Source organism: Bacillus sp. SIMBA_154, from assembly GCF_046536015.1.
In the GTDB taxonomy this organism is placed as follows: domain Bacteria; phylum Bacillota; class Bacilli; order Bacillales; family Bacillaceae; genus Bacillus; species Bacillus pumilus_P.
In genome coordinates, this window is sequence record NZ_JAWJBV010000023.1 from 13,411 (window position 1) to 29,547 (window position 16,137).

At 42.4% G+C, this 16,137-nt stretch carries 15 protein-coding genes and 1 riboswitch; of the genes, 5 read left to right on the forward strand and 10 right to left on the reverse strand.

All coding sequences use genetic code 11. The features are described 5' to 3' along the window. Window positions 1-39 precede the first annotated feature (39 nt). The 3 genes from R0K30_RS19605 to R0K30_RS19615 are packed head-to-tail and all read right to left on the reverse strand — an operon-like array spanning window position 40 to window position 2,952. Complete coding sequence (locus tag R0K30_RS19605; protein ID WP_410612388.1) at window positions 40-855, reverse strand: ABC transporter ATP-binding protein; 816 nt, start codon at window positions 853-855, stop codon at window positions 40-42. A gap of 21 nt (window positions 856-876) precedes the next feature. Next, a complete protein-coding gene (locus R0K30_RS19610; protein WP_099728494.1) occupies window positions 877-1,899 on the reverse strand; it encodes a FecCD family ABC transporter permease in 1,023 nt (340 codons plus the stop codon). Then, window positions 1,900-2,952: a FecCD family ABC transporter permease gene (locus R0K30_RS19615; protein WP_099728495.1), complete on the reverse strand. Its 1,053-nt coding sequence runs from the start codon at window positions 2,950-2,952 to the stop codon at window positions 1,900-1,902. 260 nt (window positions 2,953-3,212) lie between these two features. Here R0K30_RS19615 and R0K30_RS19620 point away from each other — a divergent pair, with 260 nt between their 5' ends. After that, window positions 3,213-4,151: an iron-hydroxamate ABC transporter substrate-binding protein gene (locus tag R0K30_RS19620; protein WP_230030747.1), complete on the forward strand. Its 939-nt coding sequence runs from the start codon at window positions 3,213-3,215 to the stop codon at window positions 4,149-4,151. A gap of 35 nt (window positions 4,152-4,186) precedes the next feature. Here R0K30_RS19620 and R0K30_RS19625 read toward each other — a convergent pair whose 3' ends face one another. The 3 genes from R0K30_RS19625 to R0K30_RS19635 all read right to left on the reverse strand — a co-directional run bounded on the left by R0K30_RS19625 (window position 4,187) and on the right by R0K30_RS19635 (window position 6,738). Then, complete coding sequence (locus tag R0K30_RS19625) at window positions 4,187-5,593, reverse strand: amino acid permease (RefSeq protein ID WP_099728497.1); 1,407 nt, start codon at window positions 5,591-5,593, stop codon at window positions 4,187-4,189. Window positions 5,594-5,785: 192 nt separating this feature from the next. Continuing rightward, window positions 5,786-5,962: riboswitch (Lysine riboswitch) on the reverse strand. Between the two features lie 121 nt (window positions 5,963-6,083). Beyond that, a complete protein-coding gene (sspJ, locus tag R0K30_RS19630) occupies window positions 6,084-6,227 on the reverse strand; it encodes a small acid-soluble spore protein SspJ (RefSeq protein WP_099728499.1) in 144 nt (47 codons plus the stop codon). A gap of 82 nt (window positions 6,228-6,309) precedes the next feature. After that, complete coding sequence (locus tag R0K30_RS19635; protein WP_099728500.1) at window positions 6,310-6,738, reverse strand: MarR family winged helix-turn-helix transcriptional regulator; 429 nt, start codon at window positions 6,736-6,738, stop codon at window positions 6,310-6,312. Between the two features lie 170 nt (window positions 6,739-6,908). Between R0K30_RS19635 and R0K30_RS19640 the strand changes: the two genes are divergently transcribed. The 4 genes from R0K30_RS19640 (at window position 6,909) to modB (ending at window position 11,089) form a co-directional block, all read left to right on the forward strand. Further along, complete coding sequence (locus tag R0K30_RS19640; protein WP_099728501.1) at window positions 6,909-7,400, forward strand: metal-dependent hydrolase; 492 nt, start codon at window positions 6,909-6,911, stop codon at window positions 7,398-7,400. A gap of 125 nt (window positions 7,401-7,525) precedes the next feature. Next, window positions 7,526-9,376, forward strand: a complete 1,851-nt coding sequence (locus tag R0K30_RS19645; RefSeq protein ID WP_099728502.1) for an LTA synthase family protein — start codon at window positions 7,526-7,528, stop codon at window positions 9,374-9,376. Window positions 9,377-9,647: 271 nt separating this feature from the next. Continuing rightward, entirely contained in the window at window positions 9,648-10,424 is a 777-nt protein-coding gene (gene modA, locus R0K30_RS19650; RefSeq protein ID WP_099728503.1) for a molybdate ABC transporter substrate-binding protein, read from the forward strand. Further along, window positions 10,424-11,089, forward strand: coding sequence for a molybdate ABC transporter permease subunit (gene modB / locus R0K30_RS19655; protein ID WP_410612395.1), 666 nt, complete (start codon window positions 10,424-10,426; stop codon window positions 11,087-11,089). The genes modA and modB overlap by 1 nt, the downstream gene beginning before the upstream one ends. 38 nt (window positions 11,090-11,127) lie before the next feature. Here modB and R0K30_RS19660 read toward each other — a convergent pair whose 3' ends face one another. From R0K30_RS19660 to R0K30_RS19675, 4 genes are all read right to left on the reverse strand, one after another. Then, window positions 11,128-11,973: an aldo/keto reductase gene (locus R0K30_RS19660; protein WP_230030745.1), complete on the reverse strand. Its 846-nt coding sequence runs from the start codon at window positions 11,971-11,973 to the stop codon at window positions 11,128-11,130. Window positions 11,974-12,042: 69 nt separating this feature from the next. Next, window positions 12,043-12,912: an ROK family protein gene (locus R0K30_RS19665; protein ID WP_230030744.1), complete on the reverse strand. Its 870-nt coding sequence runs from the start codon at window positions 12,910-12,912 to the stop codon at window positions 12,043-12,045. Between the two features lie 63 nt (window positions 12,913-12,975). Continuing rightward, a complete protein-coding gene (locus R0K30_RS19670; protein ID WP_410612398.1) occupies window positions 12,976-14,991 on the reverse strand; it encodes a Na+/H+ antiporter in 2,016 nt (671 codons plus the stop codon). A gap of 318 nt (window positions 14,992-15,309) precedes the next feature. Further along, the gene (locus tag R0K30_RS19675) at window positions 15,310-15,921 is read right to left on the reverse strand and encodes a trimeric intracellular cation channel family protein (protein WP_099728508.1); all 612 of its coding nucleotides are present in this window, start codon (window positions 15,919-15,921) and stop codon (window positions 15,310-15,312) included. Window positions 15,922-16,137: the final 216 nt, after the last annotated feature.

Sequence of the window (16,137 nt, forward strand, 5' to 3'; positions counted from 1 at the left end):
AAAAAACTCGGTAGTCATACCGAGTTCCTTGTCCATCTATTATCCATTCACAGCTTCTAGCTTTCTTTCATGATTCATTAAGTCATATGTTAAACAGATCGGCTTATTTGTTCTAGGATCAAGAACAATTTCTGCATCAATGTGGAACACCTGACCGAGTACCTCTTTGGTCATGACCTCATGAGGCGTACCGTCTTTTATGACTTTTCCTTGATTGAGGGCAATCATGTAATGTGAAAAGCGCGCTGCATGATTCAAATCATGAATGACCATCAGCACAGTTCGGCCCTGCTCTCTGTTTAAGCGTTCTAATAGCTGAAGAATCTCAAGCTGATGCGCAAGATCTAAATACGTCGTAGGTTCATCTAATAGGAGCAGCTCTGTTTCCTGAGCAAGTGCCATCGCAATCCACAATCGCTGACGCTGTCCACCGGAGAGTGCTTCAATTGGCCGGTCATGAAAAGCGATCATCCCAGTTTCCTCAAGCGCCCATCTGATGATTCGTTTATCTTCATTTGATAAGCGTCCAAATCCATTTTGATGTGGGAAACGTCCATATGACACAAGCTCATAGACTGTCAGCCCGCTTGGAGCTTCTGGAGACTGCGGTAAGATCGCCATTTGTTTTGAAATTTCTTTTGTTGGCGTTTGATGGATGGCCTGGCCATTTAAGTAAACAGCTCCTTGATTGGATTTCATGATACGGGACATTGTTTTTAAAATTGTTGATTTCCCGCACCCATTCGGTCCAATCAATGTGGTCACCTTGCCTTTTGGGATACTGATATTTAAATCGTCTACAATCAAACGGTCATTATAGCCAATACAAAGCTTTTCTGTTTCGAGCGATTTCATATGTTGTACTCTCCTTCCTCATTAGTTCGTTTTCATCAATAAATAAATGAAGTAAGGTGCGCCTAAAGCAGAAACGACAAGACCAACTGGCACCTCTGATGGTGCCAGTATGACGCGGCCAAGTGTGTCTGCCAGTAATAATAGCAGCGCACCAATCATAGCGGAGGCTGGTATCATTCCTTGATGCTTCGGTCCAACAAGCTTTCTCGCCAAGTGCGGGGCAGCTAACCCCAAGAAAGAAATACTTCCTGCAACAGCGACACTAGCACCTGCTAATGCAACGGCAATCAGCATGAGAAAGCTTCTTTCTTTATGAACCGAAATCCCTAAGCCGTAGGAAAGCTGGTCACCCAAATTCATGATATTTAAGTAGCGTGCTCTTACAACTGCTAATACAAGGAAAATCAGCATCCACGGCAGGACAGACAGGACATACGTCCAGCTTGAGCCCCAAATGCTTCCGGATAACCACACAATCGCTTGGTTAAAATCATTTGGGCTCATTTTTAATTGAATCACCACAATTGCTGCTGAAAATGCAGCATTGACGCCAATACCAGTTAAGATCAAACGAACAGGTGTGATGCCCTTTTTCCACGCTAACACATAGATGAGAAATGCAGCAAAGCCTGCACCTACAAAAGCGAAGAGCGGCAGTACAAAAATCGTAAAATCACCTAAGTTCGACATAGAGCCTTGAAATGCAAAAATAAACAAAACAACTGCAAAGCCTGCGCCCGCATTGACACCAAGAATACCGGGATCGGCTAAACCGTTTTGAGAAACACCTTGCCAAATCGCTCCTGATACAGCAATAGAAGCGCCAACAAGTAAAGCGATGACCATTCTTGGAAGTCTGAACTCGAATAATACAAGCTCATCCATTTCACTTCCGAATCCAAAAAATGTTTTCAATGTCTCCATCGGAGAAATACGAATTTCTCCAGTATTTAAACTAATAAGGAACACAGCGACGATCGCCAAAAAGATCATGAGCATCGTTCGTTTGTATTTCTTTTTCTTTGCCTGCTGCACCATTTCCATCTAAATCCCGCTCCTTTCACGTCTAGCTAAATATAAGAAGAAAGGAACGCCTATAATCGCAGTAATGGCTCCGACTGGCGTTTCAAATGGAGCATTGACCAGCCTTGCAGCAATGTCTGCATAAATTAACAGAACAGCCCCTAAAATAGCTGAGCATGGGATAATCCATCGATAGTCAACTCCGACCAAGAAACGAGTGACATGAGGAATGACAAGCCCGATAAAACCAATAGAACCTGCCACCGACACGGCAGCACCTGTTAAAAGAATGACGACCAATATTCCAAGTACCTTGACAGTTTTCGTGTACTGCCCAAGTCCTTTTGCCAATTCATCGCCTAAGCTGAGAACAGTGATCGAGCGGGCAAGAACCATCGCAATCATGAGTCCTGCAATCGCAACCGGAATAATGATGTGAATATTGCTCCAATTCACACCTGCCACGCCGCCAGCATACCAAAAGCTCATGTCTTGAGCGACATCAAACCGGATGGCGATTGCTGAGGAGATGGAGCTTAAAAGTGCCCCAACAGCCGTACCAGCTAATGCGAGCTTTACTGGGGTCAATCCACCTTTTGAAAGAGTACCGACACCAAACACAATAGAGGCACCGAGTGCTGCACCAACAAATGACCAAAGAATTAATGTAAAAGAAGATTGCCCTGGGAAAAAAGCAAACGCAATGGCAATCGCAAATGCAGAGCCATTTGTCACGCCCATAATTTCAGGAGACGCAAGCGCATTTCTTGTCATGCCTTGCATAATGGCCCCCGATACGGCTAAAAAAGAACCGACGAGTGCAGCTCCAACTGTACGAGGCAACCTTAATTCCCGGATGATTTGATGTGAAGTTTGTTGTGGATCAAAATGAAAGACGGCTTCCCATACAGTGTGCAAATGAATGTTCGCCGCTCCTAGTGATACCGATAAAAAAAGACCAAATACTAAAGCGATGATTCCTATGGTGATAACAGCTGCTGTTCCAAAGGGCTTCGTGACAATATCAATCGCATCGTCTTTGGCTGGCAGCTGTTTATTCGATTGTGAGCCCAAAACCAGTCTCTTCCTTTCCGTTCATATCTATTCCTTATTAGTGATAATGATTATCAATCTCGAAGTCTAGTATATCACTTTCTTTTCTTTTTGAAATCATTGTTCTGATCATTTTCTTTATTTCCACCAAAAAAACCAGGAGAATTTCACTATTTTCATTTAGGTTCTAAAATAGCCGATGCATTTTTGTTCCCATCATGTTACGATATGATTGATATTGATAATCATTATCAAAAATGTTCGAATGGGAGAGAACCTTTGTGAAAAAACGAACTGGATTTCTTTTGATTTCCTTAACCATCCTCATGCTTTTTACAGCTGCTTGCGGCAGCACTTCAAATAAAAAATCTGGTGCCAAAAAGAATGACACGATCACCTATCAAGATGCAAAAGGTGAGGTCAAACTCCCTCAAGATCCGAAACGAATTGTGCTCCTTGCAGAAAGCTACTACGGAGACCTCGTTACACTTGGCAAGACCCCGATGGCTGCAACTGCGCCCATCTTCAAAAACCCCTTCTATCAAGGAAAAACGGAAGGGGTTAAAAATCTTGGAACGACTCCCTCTGTCGAAAAAGTAGCAGCTTTGAAGCCAGATATGATTATTGCTTGGGGAGAAGATGAGAAATTTGATCAATACAAAAAAATCGCTCCAACCGTTGCGATTAAATACAATCAATATTCTTTTAAAGATCAGCTAAAAGAATTCGGTAAAATGACAGGCACATCGAAAAAAGCAGCAGATTGGATCACAAAATGGGATGCCAAAATCGCTGAAGTGAAACCAAAAGTAACAAAAGCTGTCGGAAACAAAACGGTTTCTATCGTATCGCCATTTGATAAAGGCATTTATATTTTCGGAAACACATTTGCACGCGGCGGTGAAATCATTTATGACGAGTTGAAATTAAAAGCACCGAAGGCAGTCAAAAAAGAAGCCATCGATAGCGGCGTAGGCTATGCAAATATTTCTCTTGAGAAACTTCCAGAATTCGCAGGCGACTATATTTTCACCAGTCCGTGGAGCGGCTCTAAAAGTAATGGAGAGCAAGTGTATAAAAGCAGCATCTGGACATCACTTCCTGCTGTTCAAAACAAACATGTATTTGAAATAGACCCCGTCGGTTACTTCTTTAATGACCCAGTGTCACTAGAAGGACAGCTCGAGTTTATTGTGGACCGATTAACCTCTGCATCATAAAAAAACGTTTCTCCATTTTGGGAGAAACGTCTTCCTTATTCCGTTCCTTTGGCAAATCCTTTTGACATGAATGGATAAAGCAGAATACCAACTAAGAACAGACCTATTCCGAGACCAAATGTTTTCAAATCAGCTGTTCCTGAAATAATGACCCAAGCGGAATATCCCATAGCAACAAGTGCGATGATTCCGTCTCTTGTTCGATTACCTTTTTGAAGCTCATATGTGTCTCCTTGCATGATGACCTTAAAGCTGTAGATCGAAGACACGATATACGGAATGAGATACGCAAGTGTCGCTGATGTTGTTAAAAAGGTAAAGGCTTCATTAATCGTGCGTGACATGACTGAGAAAATAAACAGCTGGGACATGATATTTGTGACAGTCAAAGCGAAGGCAGGACTGCCTTTTTTGTTTGTTTTTGCAAATACTGCTGGGAAGTCGCCTGCCTTTGCTGCTTGATAAGGTACTTCTGAACCGAGTAAGATCCAGCCAAGCATTGAGCCAAATAAACAAATGATCGCAAGCAGTGCCATGACAATCCCGCCAGCCGGCCCAATAATGAGCTGAAGCACGTCCACGAATGGTTTGTCTGAGCCTTGCAATTGATCATGCGGCAGAACGCCCATTGTAATCAGCGTGATAATCATGTAGATCGAAAGTGCGATTAGAAGACCCGTAATCGTCGCACGTTTCACATCGCGCTGCGAAGACGCTCTCCCTGATAAAATAACCGCAGATTCGATTCCGATAAATGCCCATAGGGTGGAAATGGCCGCATGATGAATTTGGCCTCCAAGTCCGAGCACTCCTTCGCCTCCTGATGCAACCGGGAAGTAATAATGCTCAAATAATGCCGTTTGGAATGCAAATAAGCCCGCTACAATAAAAAGGACGAATCCGAGCACCTTTGAAAAGGTCGTAATAAAGTTTAATTTACTTGCAGCACTTAAGCTTGTGATTAAAATGGTATGTGTTCCCCATAGAAGGATGGTACATACGATAAAGGTCATGAGTTGACCAAGTGTGATCGTTTCTTTTCCAAAGGTAAAGATCACCGTCTTTACGGTTAAAATAGGGAAAAAAGTCGTTAAATAACCGGCAAGGCTCGTAATAATGGCGACATTACTAATCCAGCTCGCCACCCAATATCCCCAAACCATTGTAAAACCGGCTGCTTTTCCCTTTTTCGGATCTTTAAAAAGCGCCCTTGCATAACTTTGTGGTCCTGCCGTCAGCTGCGGCTTATGAATGGATAAATGCCCAAATACAAGTGCAATCATCAGCACACCGCCACCTGTGACAAGCCATGCCATCGTCACACCTAAAGGACTTGCGTGCTGGGCAAGCGTACTTGGCAGCATAAAGATGCCTGAACCTACCATATTTCCGACGACAAATGCCGTCAATAACCAAAAACCCCATTTTTTTGTCTGTTCCATTTCCGTACCTCCGTTATATTCACTTTGGACCAGACCCGGCAGCATCTTCATTGATATATTTGTGAAGCAATGACTTGCATTCTTTATGTTCATAATGGGTCACTTTCTTAACAGCATACCCTTATCTTTGTCACTGAGAACATAAAAAAAAGCCTGAACAAAAGTCCATGCTTTTCAAAACATACACCTTGATCTCCGGATAGCCCTCCACGCTTTTAGACGTGGCAGTCCTGCATTTATTCAATGCAGACCCAGCATAAAGAAAGTTGGAGCTCTCTCTACACTTCGGCGCTGATGCCTTTTTCCCATGATCAACGATTCCATCTCTCCCATGAGTGACTCATCATCCGCGCAACCTCTACCTCACTGAGACATAGCGTGAGGATTTCTATTCATTTTTACTACACGAAGGTTATCAAACATTTTCACATCTGTCAAAGGGAAAAACATAGAAAAAAGACAGAGGAATGATTCTCTGCCTTTTACCTGCTTATTGATGATTGTTTTTCTTCTTTTGTACAGCTTCCTGAAGCGGATCGCCTGCTAGTTCTTTACTTGCTTCTTCTAACAGCTGATCTACCTGCTTGTGGTCTTTCTCACTTTTCGCCTTTTTATCCTTTTGGAAAAATGACATCGCTGTTTCCTCCCTTTTCATAAAATGCGGTTGCCTGTTTAATTTGTGCTACAGTTCGCCGCATTATACAAAATGGAAAGGCTCATTCATCATGAAAGGTCTGTCTCATTTTTTGCAAATAAGTCAAAAAGGTTTTTAAATCTTCCTCTGTGAAGTCTGACATCATATGTTGAATCACCTTACCAAAAATGCGTGTATGCTTTTCGTAAATGGCCAGCCCTTTTTCCGTGGCTTCTAACCTGACAAGTGAATGGTCTTCCTTGTCTCGTTCTCTTTGAATATAGCCCTGTTCGCTTAATTTATTGAGTGCAATAGAGGCTGCACCTGGGTTTAAAGAGAGTCTTTGCTTCAGCTCTTCGGCATCTGATACTTTTCCTTGTATCAAAATAGAGAGCGCATAAATCTGCGGAGGGGTGATGTCTTTTTCTAACTCAAGTAACTTGCGGTTTAATTTACGGCTGACTTCATAATGTACAAGAACAATTTCTTTTAAAATGTCTGCATTACTCATCCGAATCGCATCCTTATCGTTAGTATCAACATGACTTCTCTCTTATTATAGAATGTTTTTCCAATCAGCCAACCATTTTGTCCTTTTTTCTTTAGAAATAAGCCTTGCTGAATGAATTCACCCTTGATATAGTGAGTACTTGAACTAAAGATAGAACAGGAGTACGCATCATGACAGGAAAAACACATATCATGGGCGGAATTGCCGCTTCCACAGCCGCCGCCTACTACTACGGACTCGACCCAGTCACTATGGCTGCTGCTGGATCAGCAGGTGCCCTTATCCCTGATCTTTGTCATACGAAAAGTAAAATCGGCAGGAAATTCCCGCTGCTCTCGACACTGATTAGTAGTGTGTTCGGTCATCGCACCTTTACACACAGTTTATTATTTCTGCTGATCATTTATTTTATTGCGACCACATACATTCCAAATGACAGCCTAAGTATCGGTTTACTAGTTGGGATGGCGAGCCACCTCATCCTTGATGCAGGAACAGTGAACGGCATTAAATTTTTGTTCCCAGCTACCATCAAAGTACGTCTTCCAGTCTATGTCAAAACAGGCAGCACAGGAGAACAAGTCGTACTAGCTGCTCTCACAATCGTCACCTGCTATTACATCGCTGTCATCTGCGGAATATCCATCCCATTGCAGTTCTAAGAGAATGAAAAAAGAGTTTTGCAAAAAAGACAGGATATGAATTGATCATTCCTCATTTTTTTAGTAGTTTTAAGATAAGTGTTTTTGCCGTGCAGCTGAATACAGAATGGTGAGGAGCTACATATATGAAAGCGTTTTTCAAAGATCACTGGTTTTTAGTGTACTCCATCCTCTTCATGTGGATGAAAACATACATCATTTATCAATTCGGATTTCATATACGAACGGCCAATCTGTTTCACGAATGGCTGCTTTTGATCAATCCACTCAGCTTTTTGCTCCCTTTGTTTGGGATTGCTCTTTTTTTAAATGAAACCAAACAAAAGGTTTTTTTATTGACCGCAAATTTTATTCTGACAGCCATCTTGATATCAAATACGATCTTTTACGGTTTTTATATTGATTTCATTACCATTCCCGTGTTATTTCAAGCCAAGAACATGGGGGATATGGGCAGCAGCATGACTGAGTTGTTCCACCCGCTGTTTGTCCTGATGCTCATTGATTTCTTGGTGCTGGCATGGCTGTTAAAGCGTAAACCATTAGCACCAAAAGCGTCATTCAAAACGATCAAAACGTATTATGCGGTCTGTTGCAGCTTTCTATTGTTTCATGTCAGCTCAGCCATGATGGATCATCCTCGATTTCTGACAAGCTCTTATGATCGAGAAGTCATCGTACGAAACCTTGGGCTGTTCCAATTCCACCTGTATGACGGCGCTGCCCAAACGGCGCGTATTGGACAAAAAGCCTTTGCAGATGAAGATACCCTTTCAACAGTAGCCAACTATACAAAGGCTGATTACAGTGCACCAAACGAAGACTACTTTGGACTTGCTAAAGGCAAGAACGTCGTGTTCATCTCACTTGAATCAACGCAGCAATTTGTCGTTGACCAAAAGGTGAATGGACAATACATCACACCCTTTTTAAATCAACTGGCCAAAAAGAGCTTTTATTTTGATGAATTTTATCAGCAGACAGAGCAAGGGAAGACATCGGATTCAGAGTTTATTGTCGCAAATTCCCTCTATCCATCTAGCAGTGGCGCTGTCTTTTTCACAGCGAGTGACAACGAATATGACACGTTATACAAGGAATTGAAAAAACAGAATTATCAATCCGTCCAATTTCATGCGAATAATAAAACGTTTTGGAATCGTGATGTGATGTATGAATCGCTTGGGATTGATCGCTTTTATGATGTCGATTCGTTTGATGTCAATGAACAGAATTCGACTGGCTGGGGCTTAAAGGATATCGACTTTTTTGATCAATCCATTGATTATTTAAAGAAGTTGAAGACTCCTTATTACAGCACGTTCATTACATTGACTAATCACTTTCCATTTGAAATCGATCCAAAGGATCAATTTATTGATGAATATGATTCGTCTAGCACCATTTTAAACCGCTATGTGACGACCGTCCGCTATCAAGATGAAGCCATTAAGACATTTTTTGACCGCATGAAAGAAGAAGGACTGTATGAAAATACGATGTTCGTCCTTATGGGTGATCACTATGGCATCTCAGAGGCACATCATGAGGCGATGGCCGAGCTGCTCGAGCAGGATGAAATCACACCGTTGGATGCTGTCAAACTACAGCGGGTGCCATTTTTAATCTACATTCCTGGTATCACGGATCAAGCACCGCAGACAATATCAGAAACAGCCGGCCAAATGGACGTGAAACCGACACTCCTCCATTTGCTTGGGATTGAATCCAAGGATGCCATTCAATTTGGAAATGACTTATTTTCTAACGAACGTACGCCTTTCGCTGTTTTGCGAAATGGGAACTTTATTACAGATGATTATCTCTATACAAAGAACACCTGCTATGACCAAAAAACAAAAGAGCCTGTTGAACAAGATGAGGTTTGTCAGCCTTATATAGAAAAAGCCAATAAAGAGCTTTCCTTATCAGACAAAGTGATCAATGGGAATTTACTGCGTTTTTATCAGCATTAAAAGCTGCCATTTGGCGGCTTTCAGATTGTTGACAAAGGGCTAAAATGATCTTCATTTTAGCCCTTTGTCTTCTTCTCAGCGTGATAGAAAACCTTTGCAGTCTAGGAAGGACGAGTACCGGAGCGGAGCGAATTTGACATTCGTGAGCACCGGCACGCAGGACTGACAACGAATGCGAGGGTTTGTCTACACGCTGAAAGCCTATGAATGGTCAAATAAGTTTGCTTATAATAAAGGATACATATGATATTGAATGATGAGAGGTGTGAACATGAAGTATACATTCTTAGCCTTCATCACCCTATGTTTGCTCCTAACCGGATGTCAAACAGAGATGAAGTCATCACATACGAGCAAAAAGACGGAGCTTGTGATTTCAGCAGCTGCAAGCCTTCAAGATGCATTAAAGGAAATTGAATCCGCCTTTAACGATCAGCATCCGAACGTCACATTAACAAATAATTTTGGGTCATCAGGCGCACTGAAGCAGCAAATCGCTCAAGGGGCAACAGCTGATCTCTTTTTCTCTGCGGCTGAGGAGCCCTTCGATGAACTTGTCCAATCTGGAGACATCGATCAGGATCATACAAAGGATGCCATACAAAATGAGCTTGTCCTCATAGTGCCAAAAGAAAGCTCTTCCTCTATCAAAAGCTTTCAAGACGTCCAGCACGTAAAAGGAAAGATTGCTCTCGGTACACCTGAATCTGTTCCTGCTGGTACATACGGAAAAGAGATTTTCACAAAGCTGAACATATGGGATCAAGTGAAAAAGAACGCTGTCTACGGTAAAGATGTGCGTCAAGTTCTAAGCTACGTAGAAACAGGGAATGTGGAAGCAGGTGTTGTGTATAAGACAGACGCCCTCGTTTCCAAAAAAGGAAAGATTGTAGCTGAGGCAAATCCGGACATGCATTCCCCCATCATTTATCCAGTAGGAATTGTAAAAGGGACAGAACATTTAGAGGAAGCCAAGGTATTTTTTCAATATCTCCAATCAGATACAGCCGCATCAATTTTTAAAAAGTACGGCTTTCAAGTGAAATAATGCCTATGCTGACTGAAGAATTTTTATCTCCTATTTGGCTGTCGATTCAAATTGCCGTCGTCAGCGGACTATTGGCTACTGTTTTTGGAACAACGATCGGCTTTTGGATGGCGCGAACATCTTTTAAGGGGAAAATGATCGTTGAAACGCTCCTCATGATGCCGCTTGTCCTCCCACCAACGGTCGTAGGGTTTTTATTGCTTGTCATGTTCGGAAAGCATAGTGTGATTGGACGCGCCATTGAATGGATCTTCCATCAGCCTGTCATCTTCACATGGTGGGCGGCAGTCATTGCATCAACGGTTGTGGCTTTCCCGCTCATGTATCAATCAGCAAAAGCGGGGTTTTCTACGATTGAGTCAGACATTGAAGGTGCTGCAAAAGTAGACGGTGCTCATTCATTCCAAGTCTTTGCCTATATCACCGTACCACTCGCCCTGCCTTCCCTGCTGTCAGGCAGCGTCCTCAGCTTTGCCAGGGCCCTTGGAGAATTTGGGGCGACCTTAATGTTTGCCGGCAACATCCCAGGGAAAACCCAAACACTCCCAACTGCTATTTATGTGGCCATTGATTCTGGACGAATGGAGCTTGCTTGGGCTTGGACGATTTGTATTGTGATATTGTCTTTTATCATGCTGCTGGCTGTGCGCCGAAGCAGCACGTAAAAAATCCCCTTTCTCAAAAGAGAAAGGGGATTTTTTATTTATTCAAACCCAACCGTCATCGTCTCTGGATTCGAGCCGACGCGCTCGTTATTATTTAATGCATCGATTTTTTCCATGTCTTCTTGAGAAAGCTCGAAGTCAAAAATGTCTGCGTTTTGTTTAATGCGTTCTTCATTGATTGATTTTGGAATTGTCACGACGCCGCTTTGCAGATCCCAGCGCAAGATGACTTGAGCAACAGATTTGTTGCAGCGTGCCGCAATGTCCTTCAATATGTCATGATCTAGCAGCTTTCCTTGCATAAGCGGAGACCACGCTTCAATTTGAATGCCTTTTTCTTTTGCATATTGACGTAATTCGACAAGTGTCAGTTTCGGATGAAACTCAACTTGGTTCACCGCTGGGACAACCTCAGCATCTTTTAACAGCTCTTCTAAATGCTGAACATAGAAGTTGCTGACGCCAATGGCTCTGACTTTTCCATCTTTATAAAGCTTCTCAAGCGCACGCCATGTTTCTTTAAATGTATCTGCGTTTGGTCCAGGCCAATGGATCAAATATAGGTCTAAGTAATCAAGACCTAAACGATTTAAGCTTGCATCAAAAGCAGCTAGCGCCTTGTCATAGCCTTGATCTGTGTTCCATACTTTAGACGTAATGAATAATTCTTCTCGTTTCACACCAGATTCTTTAATGGCTTTCCCTACGCCTGTCTCATTTTTATAAACGGCAGCCGTATCAATGCTGCGATATCCGTTTCGTATGGCTGCTTTTACGGCATCTACCACTTGATTGCCGTCCTCCACTTTGAATACACCTAAACCAAACCAAGGCATTTCCACTCCGTTATTCAGTGTTACGGTATCATTCAAGCTTTTAACCATGTTAACAACCACCTTTTTCATAGATTCCATCTTTTTCATTATCTCATGTTGCGCTTCAAAACTCTATTATCAGGCGTTTCTCTTCGCTTCGATGGCTAAAAGCAAAGCGCCTGTCATGCCAGCCTTGTCCTCAAGTCCAGGAGAGACAATGTATGTATCAAGCGGCGGCAAGTCTACATAATCATTTACATATGCAGCAAGCTTCTCTCGAATGAGCGGAAATAGCTGGCTTTGCTTCATCACGCCTCCGCCCATAATGATCCGTTCTGGGCTTAAAATGAGCGTGTATTGCATCAATGCCTGTGCCAAATAATCCGCTTCAAGTGCCCAAACCGATTCTTCCTGAGTGAGCTCTTTGGCCGGCTTTCCCCACCTTTTCTCAATCGCTGGTCCAGCTGCCAGTCCTTCTAAGCAAGTACCGTGCGCTGGGCAGACACCTGCAAACTGGTCTGATTCATGCTGCCTGACAAGGATATGTCCCATTTCTGGATGTGAATGACCATGAAGAAGCTCATTTTTCACAACAGCTCCGGCACCAATACCCGTGCCAACTGTGATATACATACAGCTGTTCAGCCCTTTGGCTGCCCCTTTTGTCAATTCACCTAATGCTGCCGCATTTACATCTGTTGTAAAGGACACAGGTACTCCTAATTGTTTCTGTAGCTCCGGGATGAACGGGTAATGCTTCCATTCGACCTTCGGCGTGTTCATGATATAACCGTAAGAAGGATCGTCCTTTTGAACACAGATCGGTCCAAAAGAGCCGACCCCTAATGCTTCAATTTCATATTTTCGAAAAAATGGAATGAGCTTTTGCAATGTTTTTTCTGGTTGCTCTGTAGGAATCGTCCATTCCTCTACAATTTCCCCATACTCATTGCCAATTGCACAACAAAACTTTGTACCTCCAGCTTCAATTGCTCCATAATACGCCATCATTGATCTCCCCCTGCTCGTTCTCTTTCTTCATCATAAAACATAGGGGAGGAGATGACAACATCACGTATTGGTTAGCAAGACTGCTTCCATGTCATTGATATACTCCCTTAAATGATGGGCAATATCACGATTGATTTCGCCATCTTCATATAAGGTTTGAATTTCATTTCGAATCGTCTGTACAGCTTGGAAGTTGAGCTCCTTTTTCTTTCTGTCAAAGGCACGATCTTTTTGCTGAAAGAAAGATGGACCGTGTTCACAGCGAAAAATCACTTGATTGTAAAAACCAATGACTTGGTGACATGTTTGTTTATTTTCATCTGTCATATGCTGTTTGATCGAATCTACTGCAGCTTCAGCGGTTTTCTTACGGATTTGTTTGTACGATTCCTCGTTTTCTAAAATGCCGCTTGAAACACGCTCATCCGGCCGCCATAATTGGAGCCATTGAAGCAAGCGCAGAAACTTCACTTTTGAAAAACGAATTTTAAAGGAGTTTGAATACAGCATTTCCAGCTCATGAAATCTCTCTTGCAGTTCATAGGCTTCTTCTTTATCTAATTTCTCTTCATCAATTAATTGCTGAAGCTTCATTTGCTCTGCTTTAATTCCATGCAATCTGATTTTTCGTTCCTGTTTTCTCATCCCAAATTGGTATGGTTCACGCTGAATATTTCTCAGCTTCATTCGGTAATCATTGATGAGTGCAAGTGACACTTCCCTATTGTCCTCATTCATTCCCTCTCTTAAGGTTTTAATGGCACTTCTCAGCAGCTTCCGTTTCGCATGCTGAATCTTTGTATTTAAGTCCACAGCAACTTGCTTATCTTTATTCTCAGATAAAATAGGCAAGAGCACACTAGCTAAAATGAGTGTACATAAGATCACGCCTGCTGCGAGGAAAATAATCAAATGCCGCTCGGGGAATGGTGATCCGTCCGCAAGCGTAAATGGTATTGAGAAGGCACCTGCTAAAGTGACAGCACCACGAACACCAGAGAATGTCATCAGCATCGAAGCGCGCAGCTTCGTTTTTTTCACATTCTGCTTTTTCGTTACACTCCAGTTACCTGCCCAGAACAGCCATACCCATAAGAATCTTAGAACCATGAGACAGAGTGTAATGATTAAAATGTAACTGATGACCTGCATATTATTAAATGCTTCATCTTGGAAAATGACTGTGGATACATCCGGAATCTGCAATCCAAGTAAAACGAAAACAAGGCCGTTTAAAATAAATAAAATAATATTCCATGTGTTTGAAGAAGCAATTTGCAGTTTTGCTAAATTCCCTTCCATTCGATCTTGCTCAATTGCATGCGTCACACCACCAGCAACAACCGCTAAAATGCCGGATACGCCGATTTCTTCAGCTGCTAGATATATCACAAATGGCGTAAGGATTTGCAGGATGATGTGCATTGTGACATCGTCCATTCCTAAACGGCGGAGGAAATAGCGGAAACGAATGATAAAAAAGGATAGAATAAATCCAGTCAATAATCCGCCAGCGGCAATAAGGACAAAGCTAAAGGATGCCTCAGCAATTGAAAAAGCCCCAGTAACAGTTGCAGCAATGGCAAATTTAAAGGCGACAAGTCCTGATGCATCGTTCATCAGCCCTTCCCCTTCAAGCAGCCTCATGATGCCTTTTGGCATATTTACACGGCTGGATAAGGCACTCACTGCGACCACATCTGTTGGTGAAAGAATCGCTGCAAGCGCAAATGCGGCTGGAAGCGGAATGCTTGGAATCATCCAATGAATGGTATATCCCGCTACAATAACTGTTGCAAACACTAAACCAAGTGCTAAGAGAAGAATAGGCGCTCTTAATTTCCATAGCTCATCCCTTGGGGTCCGCTTCCCGTCATTAAATAAAAGCGGCGCAATGAATAACACGAAAAACAGCTCAGGATTTAAAGAAATATGTAAACCTGAAGGAAAAGCTGCGACCAATATCCCTAAGCCCACTTGGATTAACGGAACTGGAATAAAGGGCAGAAAACGATTGATAATATTAGATGATGCAATGAGTGCTAATAGTACGAGCACTGCCAGAAAAATCTCCACTAGTACATGTCCCTCCTATTTTATTATGTTCGTCATGTTTTGCTTACATGCAAAGATGCGTTTCATTCTTTTTGATCCATCCGTCCGATCATAAGTGCTTTTTTAGTATCCCGCAAAAAGTGAAACCAACAACATGACAATCCATCTAGGCAAAAAAAGGCTGAATCCAGATATTCAGCCAAATGACAAAATTTTTATTACATGTAATGTTCCAATAATGAATAAAAAACCTACTTTTATTTTACACGAAAATGGCATGACCTGCTGACATCCAGCTCGAATAAAACAAAAAAAGAGCGAAATTGCCGCCCTCTTTTTTTACCCTTTATTTAAAAAATAAGACCTAGCGGGAAGCCGCCATTTGAATAAGTAGGAACAAACCCGGCATGTGACGAGGATGAGAAACAGCAGATACAGTGCGAGCTCTCCTTGGGCTAAACCAAGTCCTACAAATAAGCCGCCAAGTGCTGCCCATACTGCGTAAATCTCCGCTTTTAAAACAAGCGGCTTGCGCCCTGCCAGGAGATCACGCACAATCCCGCCGCCGCTCCCAGTCAAAATGGCTGCCACAATGACCGCACTGAGCGGGAGCTCTCTTTGCACAGCAAATAATGCGCCTTGAATCGCAAAGGCTGCTAAGCCGATGGCATCCGAAAAATTCCCCCATGTGCTCCAATGCTTGAGCAAGAGCTTTGGAAATAGAAACACAATCGTAATCGACACAAGGGCAATGGTAAACATCTTGCCCTGTGACCATAAAGCCGATACCGGGAGTCCGATTAATAAATTACGAATCGCTCCACCGCCAAATGCTGTCACAATCCCTAAAATGTACACACCAAGAATATCGTACTCTTCCTCCATTGCCACAATCGCGCCACTAATGGCGAATGCGATAATGCCAATGATACTTAAGACTTCCCATGCCATTTTCCGCTTATCTCCTTACCATTGTCTGATCATCTAACACTACACCCTTAATGTATATCTGACACAGGCGAAAAGCAATACAAATTTTCCTTAAATTTTATCTTTTTGCAAAACTAAAAAAACCTGCTTCAAAAGCAGGCAGGCTGTCGAGAAAATCTCGACAGCTTTATTTTTTTCCTTAAAATTTACATCTCCTCATTTTATAATAGAGAAAAA

Coding starts and splice junctions, on each gene's coding strand:
- R0K30_RS19605 (WP_410612388.1), bottom strand. CDS start 855: ATGAAATCGCTCGAAACAGAAAAGCTTTGTATTGGCTATAATGACCGT.
- R0K30_RS19610 (WP_099728494.1), bottom strand. CDS start 1,899: ATGGAAATGGTGCAGCAGGCAAAGAAAAAGAAATACAAACGAACGATG.
- R0K30_RS19625 (WP_099728497.1), bottom strand. CDS start 5,593: ATGGAACAGACAAAAAAATGGGGTTTTTGGTTATTGACGGCATTTGTC.
- sspJ (WP_099728499.1), bottom strand. CDS start 6,227: ATGTCATTTTTCCAAAAGGATAAAAAGGCGAAAAGTGAGAAAGACCAC.
- R0K30_RS19635 (WP_099728500.1), bottom strand. CDS start 6,738: ATGAGTAATGCAGACATTTTAAAAGAAATTGTTCTTGTACATTATGAA.
- R0K30_RS19640 (WP_099728501.1), top strand. CDS start 6,909: ATGACAGGAAAAACACATATCATGGGCGGAATTGCCGCTTCCACAGCC.
- R0K30_RS19645 (WP_099728502.1), top strand. CDS start 7,526: ATGAAAGCGTTTTTCAAAGATCACTGGTTTTTAGTGTACTCCATCCTC.
- modA (WP_099728503.1), top strand. CDS start 9,648: ATGAAGTATACATTCTTAGCCTTCATCACCCTATGTTTGCTCCTAACC.
- modB (WP_410612395.1), top strand. CDS start 10,424: ATGCCTATGCTGACTGAAGAATTTTTATCTCCTATTTGGCTGTCGATT.
- R0K30_RS19660 (WP_230030745.1), bottom strand. CDS start 11,973: ATGGTTAAAAGCTTGAATGATACCGTAACACTGAATAACGGAGTGGAA.
- R0K30_RS19665 (WP_230030744.1), bottom strand. CDS start 12,912: ATGGCGTATTATGGAGCAATTGAAGCTGGAGGTACAAAGTTTTGTTGT.
- R0K30_RS19675 (WP_099728508.1), bottom strand. CDS start 15,921: ATGGCATGGGAAGTCTTAAGTATCATTGGCATTATCGCATTCGCCATT.